The sequence below is a fragment of the Pseudomonas fortuita genome (assembly GCF_026898135.2).
Lineage (GTDB): Bacteria > Pseudomonadota > Gammaproteobacteria > Pseudomonadales > Pseudomonadaceae > Aquipseudomonas > Aquipseudomonas fortuita.
Genome location: NZ_CP114035.2, coordinates 3,605,061 through 3,620,181, shown reverse-complemented (window position 1 = coordinate 3,620,181; position 15,121 = coordinate 3,605,061). Strand labels below are relative to the sequence as shown.

General features: G+C 59.0%; 13 protein-coding genes and 1 pseudogene. 8 read left to right on the top strand and 6 right to left on the bottom strand.

What is annotated here, in order from left to right; genetic code table 11:
- Positions 1–176: 176 nt before the first annotated feature.
- The gene (glcC, locus tag OZ911_RS16545; protein WP_012314192.1) at positions 177–956 is read left to right on the top strand and encodes a transcriptional regulator GlcC; all 780 of its coding nucleotides are present in this window, start codon (positions 177–179) and stop codon (positions 954–956) included.
- A 48-nt stretch (positions 957–1,004) separates the two neighbouring features.
- Here glcC and pyk read toward each other — a convergent pair whose 3' ends face one another.
- The 5 genes from pyk to gcl all read right to left on the bottom strand — a co-directional run bounded on the left by pyk (position 1,005) and on the right by gcl (position 7,398).
- Entirely contained in the window at positions 1,005–2,426 is a 1,422-nt protein-coding gene (gene pyk / locus OZ911_RS16540; RefSeq protein ID WP_004577336.1) for a pyruvate kinase, read from the bottom strand.
- Positions 2,416–3,696, bottom strand: coding sequence for a glycerate kinase type-2 family protein (locus OZ911_RS16535; RefSeq protein ID WP_004577337.1), 1,281 nt, complete (start codon positions 3,694–3,696; stop codon positions 2,416–2,418). The genes pyk and OZ911_RS16535 overlap by 11 nt, the downstream gene beginning before the upstream one ends.
- A 181-nt stretch (positions 3,697–3,877) precedes the next feature.
- Positions 3,878–4,762, bottom strand: coding sequence for a 2-hydroxy-3-oxopropionate reductase (locus tag OZ911_RS16530; RefSeq protein ID WP_004577338.1), 885 nt, complete (start codon positions 4,760–4,762; stop codon positions 3,878–3,880).
- 76 nt (positions 4,763–4,838) lie between these two features.
- Complete coding sequence (hyi, locus tag OZ911_RS16525; protein ID WP_012314193.1) at positions 4,839–5,609, bottom strand: hydroxypyruvate isomerase; 771 nt, start codon at positions 5,607–5,609, stop codon at positions 4,839–4,841.
- 13 nt (positions 5,610–5,622) lie between these two features.
- On the bottom strand, positions 5,623–7,398 hold the full coding sequence (gcl, locus tag OZ911_RS16520; RefSeq protein WP_004577340.1) for a glyoxylate carboligase: 1,776 nt from the start codon (positions 7,396–7,398) through the stop codon (positions 5,623–5,625).
- 112 nt (positions 7,399–7,510) lie between these two features.
- On the opposite strand from gcl, the gene OZ911_RS16515 reads away from it, so the two are divergent.
- Together OZ911_RS16515 and OZ911_RS16510 are read left to right on the top strand one after the other, a co-directional pair.
- The gene (locus tag OZ911_RS16515) at positions 7,511–8,416 is read left to right on the top strand and encodes a LysR family transcriptional regulator (protein WP_004577341.1); all 906 of its coding nucleotides are present in this window, start codon (positions 7,511–7,513) and stop codon (positions 8,414–8,416) included.
- A 43-nt stretch (positions 8,417–8,459) separates the two neighbouring features.
- On the top strand, positions 8,460–9,365 hold the full coding sequence (locus tag OZ911_RS16510) for a LysR family transcriptional regulator (RefSeq protein WP_004577342.1): 906 nt from the start codon (positions 8,460–8,462) through the stop codon (positions 9,363–9,365).
- A gap of 16 nt (positions 9,366–9,381) precedes the next feature.
- Here OZ911_RS16510 and OZ911_RS16505 read toward each other — a convergent pair whose 3' ends face one another.
- Positions 9,382–10,452 (bottom strand): cupin domain-containing protein, encoded by a 1,071-nt coding sequence (locus OZ911_RS16505; RefSeq protein ID WP_268968372.1) that lies wholly within the window; start codon positions 10,450–10,452, stop codon positions 9,382–9,384.
- 363 nt (positions 10,453–10,815) lie between these two features.
- Between OZ911_RS16505 and OZ911_RS16500 the strand changes: the two genes are divergently transcribed.
- The 5 genes and pseudogenes from OZ911_RS16500 to OZ911_RS29030 all read left to right on the top strand — a co-directional run bounded on the left by OZ911_RS16500 (position 10,816) and on the right by OZ911_RS29030 (position 15,117).
- Positions 10,816–12,231, top strand: a complete 1,416-nt coding sequence (locus OZ911_RS16500) for a sensor histidine kinase (protein WP_012314195.1) — start codon at positions 10,816–10,818, stop codon at positions 12,229–12,231.
- A complete protein-coding gene (locus OZ911_RS16495; protein WP_004577345.1) occupies positions 12,228–12,857 on the top strand; it encodes a response regulator transcription factor in 630 nt (209 codons plus the stop codon). The genes OZ911_RS16500 and OZ911_RS16495 overlap by 4 nt, the downstream gene beginning before the upstream one ends.
- A gap of 81 nt (positions 12,858–12,938) precedes the next feature.
- Positions 12,939–13,316 (top strand): response regulator transcription factor, encoded by a 378-nt coding sequence (locus OZ911_RS16490; RefSeq protein WP_004577346.1) that lies wholly within the window; start codon positions 12,939–12,941, stop codon positions 13,314–13,316.
- A 160-nt stretch (positions 13,317–13,476) separates the two neighbouring features.
- Positions 13,477–14,211, top strand: a pseudogene (locus OZ911_RS29035) (MCP four helix bundle domain-containing protein); the annotation flags it as partial.
- A gap of 33 nt (positions 14,212–14,244) precedes the next feature.
- Positions 14,245–15,117 (top strand): methyl-accepting chemotaxis protein, encoded by an 873-nt coding sequence (locus tag OZ911_RS29030; RefSeq protein ID WP_371918318.1) that lies wholly within the window; start codon positions 14,245–14,247, stop codon positions 15,115–15,117.
- Positions 15,118–15,121 lie beyond the last annotated feature (4 nt).

The following is a 15,121-nucleotide window of genomic DNA, read 5'->3' as shown; positions in this document are numbered from 1 at the left end:
GAAGTCGAGATTAGGCTGCTCGTTCTATCGCGGGGAGTCGATGAGCACGCCAACTGGTAGGACCACTTTTTTGCCGCATGGCTAAAATGAATGTGGTGGTAGAGAGGTTTTTGCGTGAAAATCTTTCTCTAACGAGATAACAATAAGAAGCTGGTCCTACCAGTTGAGAGGTGGCAATGGACACCGTGGTTTCGCAGAAGCATGAAAAAGTACAGATCGCCGATCAAGTGGCCGAACGTATCGAAAAGCTGATCGTCGATGGTGTACTCAAGGTTGGCCAGGCATTGCCTTCTGAGCGACGTCTGGTGGAGAAGCTGGGATGCTCGCGATCAGCATTACGGGAAGGTTTGCGAGTGCTACGTGGCAGAGGCATTGTTGAGACCGAACAAGGGCGGGGTTCATTCGTTGCAGATTTGAGTAGGACAGGTAATGCGACCCCTTTGATGCACCTTTTTAGCTCACAACCGCGGACGCTGTTCGACCTGCTGGAAGTGCGAGCACTTCTTGAAGCAGAGTCGGCCAGACTGGCCGCACTACGTGCGACTGATATTGATCGGGTGCTGATCAAACGTCGCTACGACGAGATGGTAGACGCCCATGAGAATCCAGAATCCCATGACCCACGTGAGCACGCCCGGCGCGACCATGCCTTCCACAGAGCGATTAGTGAGGCTTCGCATAACCCGGTCTTAGTGCACACCTTGCAGTCACTCAGCGATTTGACGCTCAGCACGGTGTTTGCTTCCGTCAATAATCTCTACTGTCGGCCAGCGCAGAAACGGCAGATCGATCGCCAGCACTCTCGGCTCTACCATGCGGTGATGGAGCAGTTACCCGAACAGGCCCAACGAGCTGCTCGAGAACACATCACTAGCGTCCGTGACAACCTGCAAGAGATTGAGCAAGAAGAACAACGCCTGGTTCGAGCGACTATGCGCCTGGAAGGTTGGAAATAAAAACAGGCGCTTGTAAGCGCCTGTGCTCGGGACTATGGCCTGAGGGTCCTAGCTCATGGGAATTTGTTCTATGCGTAACGTGTTGGTGCTGCCAAGGCGTCCAAACGGCATACCGGCGGTTATGACAACCGTGTCGCCGGGCTTGGCCATTTCCAGCAATTGCACTTGAGAGAGTGCTGTACTCGTAACATCCTCGACCTTCCGCAACCGTTGATTGACGACCGAATAGACGCCCCAGGCGACGCTCAGACGTCGACCTGTGTTCAGATTTGGTGTCAGGTTGAGGATAGGAGCTCTCGGGCGCTCACGGGCGGCACGCAGGGTCGACGCCCCTGATTCGCTATAATTCACCAGCACCGCCACCGGCAGAATGCCGCTGATCCGGCGGATCGCACAACTGATCGCATCCGAGACAGTGGCCTCGGCCTGAGGCCGTCCAACGTCTAACTGCACCTGGTAATCCGGGCCCGCTTCAACCTGGCGGATGATCTTACTCATCATCTGCACCGCTTCCAGTGGGTAGTCACCCGAGGCAGTCTCGGCCGACAACATCACCGCGTCCGCACCTTCGGCCACGGCGTTGGCTACGTCCGTGACCTCAGCGCGGGTCGGGGCAGGGGAGAATCGCATGGACTCGAGCATCTGGGTCGCAACAACCACCGGGCGGCCCAACTGGCGGCAGATGGTGATGATGCTCTTCTGGATCTGCGGCACGCTTTCGGCCGGCACTTCCACACCTAGGTCACCACGGGCGACCATGATCGCGTCGCTCAGTTCGGCGATCTCGCGCAGTTGGGTAACGGCCGACGGTTTCTCGATCTTGGCCATGAGGAAGGCACGGTCGCCGATCAGTTGGCGCGCCTCGACGATGTCCTGCGGGCGCTGCACGAACGACAGCGCCACCCAGTCCACGCCCAGTTCCAGGCCGAAGGTCAGGTCGCGGCGGTCTTTCTCGGTGAGCGGAGAGAGGTCGAGCACCGCCTGCGGCACGTTCACGCCCTTGCGGTCGGACAGCTCGCCACCATTGAGCACCTCGGTGTCGATAGCATCAGCGTGCTTGGCGGTCACCCGCAGGCGCAACTTGCCATCGTCCAGTAGCAGATCCATGCCCAGCTCCAGGGCGGCGATGATCTCAGGGTGCGGCAGATTAACTCGACGCTCATCGCCCGGCGTGCCATCCAAGTCCAGGCGTAGAGACTGGCCACGTTGCAGATGGACCTTGCCTTCGGCAAAGCGGCCAACGCGCAGTTTCGGACCTTGCAGGTCCATGAGGATGCCCAGTGGGTAGTTCAGTTGGCTTTCCACTTCGCGGATCCACTTGAAACGCATCGCATGGTCGGCGTGCTCGCCGTGGCTGAAGTTGAGGCGGAAGATGTTCACCCCGGCCTCGACCAACTGGCGTACGTCGTCGATGCCCTTGATCGCAGGGCCCAGGGTGGCAAGGATCTTTACTTTTTTATCAGGCGTCATGTTGGGCAGTCTCGAGGATCAGGATGGCGCGGAAATCGTTGACGTTGGTGCGGGTCGGCTCGGTGACGATCAGCGCATCCAGCGCGGCGAAGTAGCCGTAGCCGTTGTTGTTGTCCAGCTCGTCGGCGGCCGACAGGCCCAGGGCCTGGGCGCGGGCGTAGCTGTCGGGGGTCATGATCGCCCCGGCGTTCTCTTCCGAACCGTCGATGCCGTCGGTGTCACCGGCCAGGGCGTAGACGCCCGGCAGGCCCTTGAGGCTTTCGGTCAGGCTCAGCAGGAACTCGGCGTTGCGCCCGCCACGGCCGTTGCCGCGCACGGTCACGGTGGTCTCGCCGCCGGAAAGGATCACGCAGGGCGCGGCCAGCGGCTGGCCATGCAGGCGGATCTGCCGGGCGATGCCGGCGTGCACCTTGGCCACTTCACGCGACTCGCCTTCCAGGTCGCCAAGGATCAACGGGCTGAAGCCGTGCTTGCGGGCGATCACGGCGGCGGCGTCCAGCGACTGCTGGGGCTTGGCGATCAACTGGAAGTGGCTGCGGGCCAGGGCCGGGTCGTTTTCCTTGACGGTTTCCGAAGCCGGGTTGTTCAGCCAGTCGATCACCGCTTTTGGTGCGGCGATGTTGTAGCGCTTGATGATCGCCAGGGCTTCGGCGCTGGTGCTCGGGTCGGCCACGGTGGGGCCGGAGGCGATGACCGTGGCGAGGTCGCCCGGTACATCGGAAATCGCATAGGTGTAGACCGTGGCCGGCCAGCAGGCCTTGGCCAGGCGGCCGCCCTTGATCGCCGAGAGGTGCTTGCGCACGCAGTTCATCTCGCCGATGGTGGCGCCGGACTTGAGCAGCGCCTTGTTGATCTGCTGCTTGTCGGCCAGGGTCAGGCCTTCGGCGGGCAGGGCCAGCAGGGCAGAGCCACCGCCGGAAAGCAGGAAGATGACACGGTCGTCTTCGGTGAGGTTGCTGACCATCTCCAGCACGCGCTTGGCAACGGCCAGGCCCGCGGCGTCCGGTACCGGGTGGGCGGCTTCGACCACCTCGATCTTCGAGCAGTTGGCGCCGTGGCCGTAGCGGGTGACCACCAGGCCCGAGACGTCGCCTTGCCAACTGCGCTCGACCACTTCGGCCATGGCTGCGGCGGCTTTGCCAGCGCCGATGACGATGACGCGGCCGGTGCGGTCGCTGGGCAGATGGGCTTCGAGCACCTGGCGGGGATGCGCGGCGTTGATGGCTGTATCGAACAGCTTGCGAAGGATTTTTTGCGGATCGACCGACATGGCAGGCTCCCAAAATTCTTGTTGTTCTGCAGAATCGAAAACGCCCCTGGAACTGCCTCCGTGCAGGCCGAACCAAGGGCGGGTATTGCTCATTGCCGCTGCCTGACCCGTGGTCGCAAGTCAGACAGTGCTGGACGCTTTGCGAACTTCCAGCGAAGAAACCGCTGTAGTCGCTAGGGAATCACTTCTCGTCGCGGATCGAGAAGTTGGCCATGTGCTCAAGGCCTTTGATCAGTGCGGAGTGGTCCCAGTTGCTGCCACCGATGGCCGCGCAGGTGCTGAACACCTGTTGCGCGTTGGCAGTGTTGGGCAGGTTGATGTTCAGTTCCTTGGCGCCTTGCAGGGCCAGGTTCAGGTCCTTCTGGTGCAGGCTGATGCGGAAGCCTGGGTCGAAGGTGCCCTTGATCATGCGCTCGCCGTGCACTTCGAGGATCTTCGAGGAGGCGAAGCCGCCCATCAGTGCTTCACGTACCTTGGCAGGATCTGCGCCGTTCTTGGCGGCGAACAGCAGCGCTTCGGCGACGGCCTGGATGTTCAGGGCGACGATGATCTGGTTGGCGACCTTGGCGGTCTGGCCGTCACCGTTACCACCGACGCGGGTGATGTTCTTGCCCATGGCCTGGAACAGCGGCAGAGCGCGTTCGAAGGCGTTCGGGCAGCCACCGACCATGATGCTCAGGGTCGCGGCTTTGGCACCGACTTCGCCGCCGGACACTGGGGCGTCGAGGTAGGCAGCGCCGGTGGCCTTGACCTTCTCGGCGAAAACCTTGGTGGCGGTTGGTGAGATCGAACTCATGTCGATCACCACCTTGCCTTCGCCCACGCCCTCGATTACACCGTTTTGACGAAACAGAACATCCTCAACGTGAGGGGTGTCGGGCACCATGACGATGATGAACTCAACTGCTTCGGCCACCGCTTTTGGGCTGGGCAGTGGTGTGGCGATGAGGTCGGCGGGCACCGGGTCATGGTGGGTAGAAACGAACAGTTCATGACCTGCTTTTTGCAGGTTTTGGGCCATGGGCTTGCCCATGATACCAGTGCCGATGAAACCGATTTTAGCCATGAGAAATTGCCTCTTTTCTATTTGTTGACCCCATACAGTTACGTGTCACGGAACTGTATGGGGGCTTTGGTCTCGATCAGGCCTTGAGCCAGCCGAGCCCCGCTTTGGTTGTTGTCAGTGGTTTGTATTCCGCGCCCACCCAGCCTTGGTAGCCAATGCGGTCCAGGTGTTCGAACAGGAACGCATAATTGATCTCGCCAGTGCCGGGCTCGTTGCGCCCAGGATTGTCGGCCAACTGGATGTGGTTGATCGCAGCGAGGTTGGCTGCCATCGTGCGTGCCAGGTCCCCTTCCATGATCTGCATGTGGTAGATGTCGTACTGCAGGAACAGGTTTGGGCTGCCGACCTGTTCACGAATCTCCAGCGCTTGCTTCGTGGTGTTCAGGTAGAAACCGGGGATGTCACGGGTATTGATCATCTCCATCACCAGCTTGATGCCCACCGCTTCGAGGCGGTCGGCAGCGTACTCGAGGTTGTCGAGCAGGGTGTTTTGCACCATGAACGGGTCTACACCCTGCGGCGTGATGCCAGCCAGACAGTTAACCTGGGTGTTACCCAGCACCTTGGCGTATTCAATGGCAATGTCGACGCCGGCACGGAAATCCTCGACCCGTTCCGGCAGGCAGGCGATACCACGCTCACCCTTAGCCCAGTCGCCAGCGGGCAGATTGAAGAGCACCTGTTGCAGTTGGTTGGCATCCAGGCGGGCGCGGATCTCCTCTACGGGGTAATCGTAGGGGAACAGGTACTCGACACCACGGAATCCGGCCTGGGCGGCGGCTTTAAAACGGTCCAGGAAGTCCACCTCGGTGAACAGCATGGACAGGTTAGCGGCAAAACGAGGCATGATCGGCTCCGGGTCAGTCCAGTGGCAGGATGGAAGTAGGGGCGTCGGCTCGACTGGTAGCCAGCGCCTCAAATTCGTTAATGGCGTTGATCTCAGTACCCATGGCGATGTTCGTGACGCGCTCCAGGATTACCTCGACCACCACCGGTACGCGGAAGGTTTCCATCAGTTCGCGGGCCTGGGCGAAGGCGGCGGGCAACTGGTTCGCGTCGAATACACGGATGGCCTTGCAGCCTAAGCCCTCAACCACGGTCACGTGGTCCACGCCGTAGCTACCCAGTTCTGGCGCGTTGACGTTTTCGAACGACAGCTGCACGCAGTAGTCGATGTCAAAGCCACGCTGGGCTTGGCGAATCAGACCGAGGTAGGCGTTATTCACCAGCACGTGGATGTACGGCAGGTTGAACTGTGCGCCCACCGCCAGTTCCTCGATCATGAACTGGAAGTCGTAGTCACCAGACAACGCGACGACCTGGCGCTCTGGATCGGCTTTCACTACGCCGAGAGCAGCGGGGATGGTCCAACCCAACGGCCCCGCCTGGCCGCAGTTGATCCAGTGACGCGGCTTGTACACGTGCAGGAACTGGGCGCCGGCAATCTGCGACAGACCGATGGTACTGACGTAGCAAGTATCCTTGCCGAAGAAACGATTCATTTCCTCGTATACCCGTTGCGGCTTGACCGGCACTTCGTCGAAGTGGGTCTTGCGTTGCAGGGTGCGTTTGCGTTCACGGCAGGCTTCAGCCCAGGCTTTGCGGTCCTTGAGCTTGCCAGCGGCCTGCCACTCGCGAGCTACCTCGAGGAATACATCGAGGGCGGCGCCTGCGTCGGAGACGATGCCGAGGTCCGGGGTGAACACACGACCGATCTGGGTCGGCTCGATGTCCACGTGCACAAACGTGCGGCCTTCGGTGTAGACGTCGACAGAGCCAGTATGGCGGTTGGCCCAGCGATTGCCGATGCCGAACACCAGATCCGACTCGAGCAGGGTAGCGTTGCCGTAGCGGTGCGAGGTCTGCAGGCCACACATGCCCGCCATCAACGGGTGGTCATCGGGCAGGGTTCCCCAGCCCATCAGGGTAGGGATTACCGGCACGCCGGTCAGTTCGGCGAAGGCCACCAGCTTGTCACTGGCGTCGGCGTTGATGATACCGCCACCGGCGACGATCAGCGGGCGCTCAGCGGCATTGAGCATGGCAAGAGCCTTCTCGGCCTGAACGCGACTGGCTTGGGGCTTGTGCACCGGTAGCGGCTCGTAGGCGTCGATGTCAAACTCGATCTCGGCCATCTGCACGTCAAATGGCAGGTCGATCAGTACTGGACCGGGCCGGCCGCTGCGCATTTCGTAAAAAGCTTTCTGGAAGGCATAGGGCACCTGACCTGGCTCCAGCACAGTAGTGGCCCACTTGGTCACCGGTTTGACAATGCTGGTGATGTCGACGGCCTGGAAGTCTTCCTTGTGCAGTCGAGCTCGAGGGGCTTGCCCTGTGATGCAGAGAATCGGAATGGAATCTGCCGAGGCGCTGTACAGGCCAGTGACCATGTCGGTGCCAGCCGGGCCGGATGTGCCGATGCACAGGCCGATATTACCTGCGTGGGTACGGGTGTAGCCCTCGGCCATGTGCGAGGCACCCTCGACATGGCGGGCCAATACATGGTCGATTCCACCAATTTTTTTCAAGGCAGCGTAGAACGGATTGATTGCGGCTCCGGGGATACCGAATGCGGTATCGATACCTTCACGGCGCAGCACCAGAACGGCGGCCTCGATTGCTCTCATTTTGGCCATTGTGTACTCCTTCGCACGGGTCGATAATTTTTGTAGTGGAGGTCAGTCTGTATTAGGCTTGCGTGCGTTAGAACACCTGAAAAATGTTTTCTGTCGATATGAAAGGTATCGAATGGCACGGTACACAGAGCTACATAGCTTCGTTCAGGTTGCCCAGAAGGGCAGCTTCGCTTCTGCCGCGCTGAGCGAAGGCGTGACCCCGGCAATACTCGGTAGGCGACTAGATGCGTTGGAGAAACGCTTGGGCGTTAAACTGATGCACCGATCGACTCGGGGTTTGCGCCTGACCGAACTTGGGGAGCAATTGCTGGAGCGCGCTAGGTTACTGCTGCGTGATTTTGACGACATGGAGGCCGATATCAGTGGCTGCGGCTCTATGGTCAAAGGCAACCTGATGGTTTCGGCGCCCGCTTCTTTTGGCAGAGTTCACGTTGCCCCGCACGCATTGGGGTTTCACCAAGAGTTTCCCAACTTGAAGCTCTCGTTCAACCTCACCGACAGCCTCGTCGATCTGGTTAGCGAGGGCTACGACATGAGCATCCGCATTGGCGGGGTAACCGACCCGAACTATGTAGCGGTCAAGTTGTTCAGCAATCGTCGGGTAGTTTGTGGCACCCCTGAATACTTTGCCCGGAATGGCCGTCCGACCACCCTGGAGGACCTGGCCGACCACAATTGCTTGGCATTTACTTTGCAGGGCGGCCAGCAACGGGGCTGGGTATTCCAGCGGAATGGCCGACAGGTAGCGATGCGGGTCAGCGGCAGTCTCGCGTGTAACGATGGCGAACTGCTGTTCTCATGGATGCGCCAAGGCTTGGGGATCGGCTGGCGCTCGACGTGGGAGATTCAGAAGGAGTTGCTAAGCGGCGAACTGGTCACGGTTCTGGATGACTTTGCCCTCGATGACTACGATATCCAAGCGGTGTATCCACAGCAGCGCTTCTTGCCAGCCAAGGTGCGGCATTTTATTGAGTACCTGAAGCTGGTGTACCAGAGCCCCGGATATTGGGAACAGTGATAGGGGCAGCGATGCACCCTATGGATGCTATAGAGGTCGCGGTTTGGATTATTTCAGTGCTTTGAATGCCTTCGTCGAGGCGGCGCGGCAGAGCAACTTCTCACGGGCGGCAGAACGACTGGAGGTGAAGGCCTCAACTATTTCTCGGTACGTAAGAGACTTAGAGACGGACCTGGGTATTGCTTTGTTTAATCGCTCAACCCGCGCGCTGAGGCTGACAGAGGGCGGGAGAACATTCCTGGTACATGCTCAGCGCGTGCTGGATGAACTGGAAGTCGCGCGCGCCGCAGCCTCTTCGTTGAATGACGAGCCCCGTGGCGTGCTCCAACTTAACGCACCACCGGCGTTTGCCCGGCACCACATCGTGCCGGCGCTGAGCGAGTTCAGGGCGCGATTTCCACAAATCCAAGTCGATCTCACCTGTGAGGAGAGTCAGGTCAATCTCATCGACGCCGGAGCCGATTTAGCAATACGTCTCGGTTGCTTGCCGGACTCCTCGCTTAAAGCCAGGAAGATTGCTGACGAGCAGTGGGTGCTGTGCGCCGCGCCCTCATTGTGGCATGAGCCGAGCGGACCAGAGCATCCAGAGGCCCTGGCGGATCAAGGCTTCATTGCGTCCAGCCAACGTCTGGACCTGTATTGGAGCCACGCTGGCGAGACAGTCCGGCAAAGTCACACGGTTACGTTGCGAACCAACGACCTTGAGGCTCAGCTAGTCGCCGCGCAGGCGGGGCAGGGCCCCGTCCTGCTGCCGGCTTGGCTGGTCGCTACGGCGATCCGCCAAGGCACGTTGGTGCGCTGGTTATCAGCATGGCAGTGCCAGCCTGGAGAGGTAGGTACCTCGCTGTGGTTTATCTATCCGCCGAAACGGATCGTTTCCTCTAAGGTGCGCAGCTTCATCGACTTCATGGTGCAACGCATTGGCGAGGCTCCATACTGGCGTCTTTGAGTGCCGGCCACAGTACTCAACTGAAACGGATATCTAAGGCGCGCAACCAGGTCTGCAGCCCTGCGTCCTGGATCGGGATCAGCAGCGCCTCACGATCGGAAGTATTGTAGTGGGCATGCCAGTAACCGGGCGGGGTGACGAAAGCCAGGCCTGGGGTCCAGTCGACCCGAGTCGGGTTAACGATTTCACCGGCTTCGTCGAGTTGTGTACCGACCAGACTGTAGCAACCTGGCGGGCAGTCGACGATAAAGTCCAGCGCGAGGGACTGGTGTCGGTGGGGTTTCTGCACGGCACCAGCCGGGACCAGGCCATACATCGCCCAAAGCACGTGGGTGACGGTGCGAGTTTGCGGGAAGTTACGATTACCGAGCAGAATGCTGACTCGGCTGCGGTCCTTGGCCCGCGGGTCGGCGGCGGCTTGGCGCAAGTGGGCGTTGGCGACCTCGCTGGCATACAGCGTCGGTGCAAAACGGTCCTCACTGCGTGTGGCGCCCAGGTAACGAAGCAGCGGTTCGTCGTGCACATAGTAGAATCGGCTGTCGCTAGACGCCTGAAGGATGCTCGCATGCATGGCCGGCAGCGCAACGAAGCAGCCTTTATGCCACTCGAAGGTGGATTTGTCATAGGTCAACCGACCCTCACCCTCGATGACGTAGAGCACTTGCGAGGTGGCGTTAGGAGCTAGACGCAAGCTGTCGCCAGCAAGTACTCGTACGAAGTTAGCGCACAGCCCCGGCCCCGTGGCAGGTCCTTCGCAACCCAGTGCTTGGCTTAAGTCCAGTGGTATGACTCGAGACTCGCCCTCCTGACATAGGGACGCCGGAAACGTATGGTACGGCACCCGAGAGATCAGCTTCGCGCCAATGGGATTGGCAGCTTTGCTGTACTCGAAGAATTTGGCTTCGGCTAAGTAGCTCGGACGTGCTGAGATGATCTGCTCGTTCAGGGGTTTGTTCACGGTATGACCTCTTGATAAACGATGAAAGCGGTGGTGCGAGGTCACTGTACAAACGTGGGGGAGGAGGATTAAGCCCCCAAAGAGCATAGGTGTTGTGCCAGTAGGGGATGTGAACAGCCTTACCATCATTGGATAATGACACCCCCACATATTGGACGGCACCTTCGTATGCAGACGAGGCCGTGCTCTTGCTCGATGGCGAAGGATTCAAAAACAGCTATAGCGCCGTATGCCTTTGTCAGCCCCCGGAACCAGTGAGGATCAAGCCCAAGTATGTATGCGCCATCTTCGAAGGTTGTACCTTCATCCTATTGCACTGAGCTTTGGGCTGTGAGGACCTGCAAAAACGAATACCAGTTCCGGTGTTACCAATCCGGATTTTTTTTGCTGTAAAAGCGCGGATATCACTCGTTTCCGTAGCGACGTCGCCGTTACCCTTCTTCATTAGTGGATTTGTCTATGCAGGGCTTTCCTGGCCAGGAGATCGATGCAATGGCGCCAGAGCGTGGCGCGTTCAACGATCTGCTTTTGCGCTTCATCTGCCTCATCACCCTGGCGATCTTCATTGTCGACACTCTGACTTCGTTCGAGATCGCCGTTGCCGTCCTCTACGTACTGGTCATCATGATCGCCACGACCCGTCTTTCGGTGAGGGGCATACGTCTGCTAGCAGCGATTTGTAGTTGCCTGACGTTGGCGGCTTTCCTGCTTTCGCACCACAACCAGTTCTTCAGTGAGGCTTTGGCCCGCTGCCTAGTCAGCCTTGTTGCCATTGCAGTCGCTGGCTGGCTTGCCGTGAAAAGTCGGAAGGTCACCGACCGTTTACGAGAGCAGTTTGCACTGCTGTCGCAGACCCATGATGCGATTATCGTCTGTACGTTTGACAGCCGTATTCGCAGTTGGAATTCCGGTGCCGAGGCACTCTACGGCTGGACCGCCGATGAAGTAATCGGACGAGACTGCTGGGATTTGCTCTGCAGTCGTTCATCACAGGCACCGCAGGCAATCAAGGCCGAGCTGTTGGAAAAAGGTGTTTGGGAAGGCGAACTGATCGAGACAACACGCGCCGGCAAAGAGGTCACAATCCTCAGCCGATGGTCGCTACACCGAGACCAACTTGGCAATCCCAGGGCGATTCTGGCCAGTAACAACGATGTGACCGACCGGCGCCTAGCCGAGGTCGCACTACATCGCTCCCAGGCTGAACTGGCCCACGTAAGCCGAGTCAGCATGTTGGGCGAGTTGGGCACCTCAATAGCTCATGAAGTTAACCAGTCACTGGCTGCCATCGTAACCAATGCCGAAGCGGCCCAACGTTGGCTGGACCGTGCCGACGCACATGAAGCGCGCGTGGCAATTGGCAGGGTGGCCAGCAATGCCCGACGGGCGAGCGATGTGATACAGCGGATTCGCGAACATACCCGCAAGGCCGAGCCACGGCATGAATGCCTGGATATAGAGAGTGTTGTGAGCGAATCCCTGACCCTCCTTGAGCGGGATATCCAGCATCGCCGGATACAACTCTTTCGAAGCCCGGTCCGTCGTCTGACGGTACGCGGTGACCGGATTCAACTGCAACAGGTCATGATCAACCTGTTGATTAACGGCATCGACGCTATCGACGAGCGTGAAGGCTCAGCTCGCCATTTGTACATCGAGGTTTGTGAGCAGGATCAGCAGGTGCAGGTCACGGTCAGAGACAGTGGTAAAGGTATAGAGGAAGAGCACCTCGACATGTTGTTCAACGCATTCTTCACCACCAAGGATGAGGGGATCGGTATTGGCCTGCCCATCTGCCGCTCAATCATCGAGGTGCATGGCGGTCGCATCTGGGCCGACAGCCGAGCGGGAGAAGGCGCGACCTTGTCGTTTGTACTGCCTAGAGTCTGCGAGGAGGTAATAGCATGAAAAACACCTGCATCTACATGGTGGACGATGATCACGACCTGTGCGAGGCCGTAGTTGGGCTTCTGCGTTCGGTTGATCTGGCCGTGAAAACCTTCGCTTCGCCGAATGAGTTCCTCCAGTTTCCGCGTCCGGAGGTTCCTAGTTGTTTGATTCTCGATGTGCGCCTCAAAGGCGCTAGCGGCCTGGACTTCCAAGCTCGTATGGACGATTTGCGGGTGAACATTCCAGTAATCATGATGACTGCCTACGGGGATATCCCAATGAGCGTCAGGGCCATGAAGGCCGGCGCCTTGGGCTTTCTCACCAAACCATTTCGCGATCAGGATCTACTCGATGCTGTAGTAGAGGCTCTTGAGCATGATCGTCAACGCCGAGTGAGCGAGGAAGGCATCATCGAGTTGCGTGAGCGCCACAACCGCCTAAGCACACGTGAGCAGGAGGTGATGGCCATGGCCACGACTGGCCTGTTGAACAAGCAAATTGCAGCCGAGCTAGGGATTAGCGAGGTCACGGTGAAGATTCATCGAGGCAGTGCGATGCGCAAGATGAACGCCGGCTCGTTCGCCGAATTAGTGCGCATGGCTCAAGCGTTATCAGTGCAATGGCAAGCACAAGGTCAAGCCTAGGGGCATACCAGAGCATGATTTGCAGCAGGCCAAGTGCAGCATAGTCTAAAGCTCGGTCTTTGGCTTTTCAGGTAGTACGTCTTGTCTCCCTACCATATTTGTATCGTCGATGACGATGAAAGCGTCAGGATGGCGCTCGATGGGCTGGTCCGTTCGATGGGCCATTGCGCTGACACCTTTGGGTCGGCAACTGAATTCCTGGCGTCGCAAGCATTGCACACCTGCGATTGCCTAATCCTTGATGTGCAGATGCCAGGGCTGTCCGGGCTCGAGCTGCAACAGCAGCTACTGACCTTGGGCGTATGCCTGCCGCTAATTTTCATTACCGCGTTTCCTGAGGCTCGCTGGCGTGAGCAGGCTCTGGCCGCCGGGGCTCTGGAGTTCCTTGGCAAACCCTTTGATGGTCGCACGTTGGTAAGCCTGATCGAGCGGGCGGGCCGACTTGGACGCGGGCGTTAATACCAAGGTATGAGTCGTTAGCACCATGATATGACGCCGGCTCGTCCAAGGTGTGGCAGGCGTGATCGTGACGTTGCTCCATCATTGAGACTCATCCGGAGATGGCATCTGGCTATCTCACGGCAGAAGAGTAGGAGAGGTATCTCCTGGGTTTATCTGGATGGGGGTCGCAGTGCTTTTGAGCAATCTTACGATAGGCAAGCGTGCGGCCTTGGGCTTCGCGGTGGTCACACTAATCTTCCTGCTCACTGGAATCTTCAGCTTGTCGCGCATGGCCGAGCTAAATCGAGTAGCACGACATGTGAATGATACTTGGATGTCGGGAATGAGCATCCTGCAAACCTTCAGTGCTCAGGTTGCCGTTATGCGAATTGAGAGCGTGCGCATTCGGTCGACATCTGATCCACAGGCCTTGGTTCGCAGTGAAGACTTGATCATCTCTGCCCGGCAGCGGCTGACCGAAGAGCTAGCGCGATACAAGAACCGCGGGATTTCGGCGCTAGAGAAACAAATGGTCGAGATGCTAGAGGTAGAGCTAGCAAATTACGTGGGCAATCTGGACCGGTTGCTTCGGCTCTTGCAGGTTGGCACCCCAGATGCTTCGCAACAGGCGGAAATCAATGCGGCCCTGGCACAAAGTGGGAGCCTGATCGGCGAACAGATCGACGCACTTGTTTCGCAGAACCAAGCAGGGGGGGCGAAGGCCATCACTCAGGCCCAAGCGCTGTACGAACGAGTGGTCGTGGTCGTCGCCTCTGCCTTGTGTGCCTCGATTGCGGCCACCGTACTGCTTGCGTTGCTACTCACCCGCAGCATCGTCAGGCCGTTGCATACCGCGCTGCAGGCGGCACGTGCCATCGCTGACGGTCACCTAGACAGGCCGATCGTACCCTCCGGCAAGGATGAGCCCGCGCAGTTGCTGCATGCGATGGCGGAAATGCAACATAGCCTGCGCACAACTATCGGCCTGATCAGTGACTCTGCCGGTCAATTGGCCACCGCCTCGGAGCAGATGAGCACGGCGATGGACGAGAGTACTCGAGGCCTTCAACAGCAAAGCGAGGAAATCGAACAGGCCGCGACCGCGATCACCCAGATGAGCAGCGCCGTGGATGAGGTGGCGGGCAATGCTGTTTCCACCTCCGAGTTGTCCCGCGAGTCGGACGAGGAGATGCGCAATGGTCACAGCCAGGTCGCCAACATCGTTGACCAGATTCAGGTTCTAGCCGAGGGCATCACGCGTTCCTCCGGGCAGGCAAGTGGACTGTCGGATCAGGTACGAGACATCAGCATGGTTATGGAGGTCATCCGTGGCATTGCCGAGCAGACTAATCTACTGGCCTTGAACGCCGCGATCGAGGCAGCCCGCGCCGGAGAGGCGGGGAGAGGCTTCGCGGTAGTAGCCGACGAGGTTCGCTCACTGGCTCAGCGTACGCAGAGTTCAACTCTGGAGATTGAGAGCATCATCACTGCGATCCAGCAGGGCACAGTCGTCACAGTTGAGGCCTTGCAGATGAGTGTTGGTCAAGTGGCTCAGACCCTTGAGAGGGCCCAGGCTGTGAGCGGTTCGTTACAGCGAACTACGGAGGCCGTTTCAATGATCAACGAACGCAATTTGGTCATTGCCAGCGCCTCCGAACAACAGGCCCTCGTGGCCCGTGAGCTCGACCGCAACCTGGTCAGCATCCGCACCTTGTCCAACCATTGCGCCACGAGTGCGACCCAGACGTCTGTGGCAAGCCTGCAGTTGTCACAACTGGCGGTCCAGCTCAAGGGTATGATTTCGCGTTTTTCGGTGTAACCCC

Coding starts and splice junctions, on each gene's coding strand:
- gcl (WP_004577340.1), bottom strand. CDS start 7,398: ATGGCCAAAATGAGAGCAATCGAGGCCGCCGTTCTGGTGCTGCGCCGT.
- OZ911_RS16535 (WP_004577337.1), bottom strand. CDS start 3,696: ATGTCGGTCGATCCGCAAAAAATCCTTCGCAAGCTGTTCGATACAGCC.
- OZ911_RS16495 (WP_004577345.1), top strand. CDS start 12,228: ATGAAAAACACCTGCATCTACATGGTGGACGATGATCACGACCTGTGC.
- glcC (WP_012314192.1), top strand. CDS start 177: ATGGACACCGTGGTTTCGCAGAAGCATGAAAAAGTACAGATCGCCGAT.
- OZ911_RS16500 (WP_012314195.1), top strand. CDS start 10,816: ATGGCGCCAGAGCGTGGCGCGTTCAACGATCTGCTTTTGCGCTTCATC.
- OZ911_RS16505 (WP_268968372.1), bottom strand. CDS start 10,452: ATGATGGTAAGGCTGTTCACATCCCCTACTGGCACAACACCTATGCTC.
- pyk (WP_004577336.1), bottom strand. CDS start 2,426: ATGACGCCTGATAAAAAAGTAAAGATCCTTGCCACCCTGGGCCCTGCG.
- OZ911_RS16515 (WP_004577341.1), top strand. CDS start 7,511: ATGGCACGGTACACAGAGCTACATAGCTTCGTTCAGGTTGCCCAGAAG.
- OZ911_RS29030 (WP_371918318.1), top strand. CDS start 14,245: ATGGCGGAAATGCAACATAGCCTGCGCACAACTATCGGCCTGATCAGT.
- OZ911_RS16530 (WP_004577338.1), bottom strand. CDS start 4,762: ATGGCTAAAATCGGTTTCATCGGCACTGGTATCATGGGCAAGCCCATG.
- hyi (WP_012314193.1), bottom strand. CDS start 5,609: ATGCCTCGTTTTGCCGCTAACCTGTCCATGCTGTTCACCGAGGTGGAC.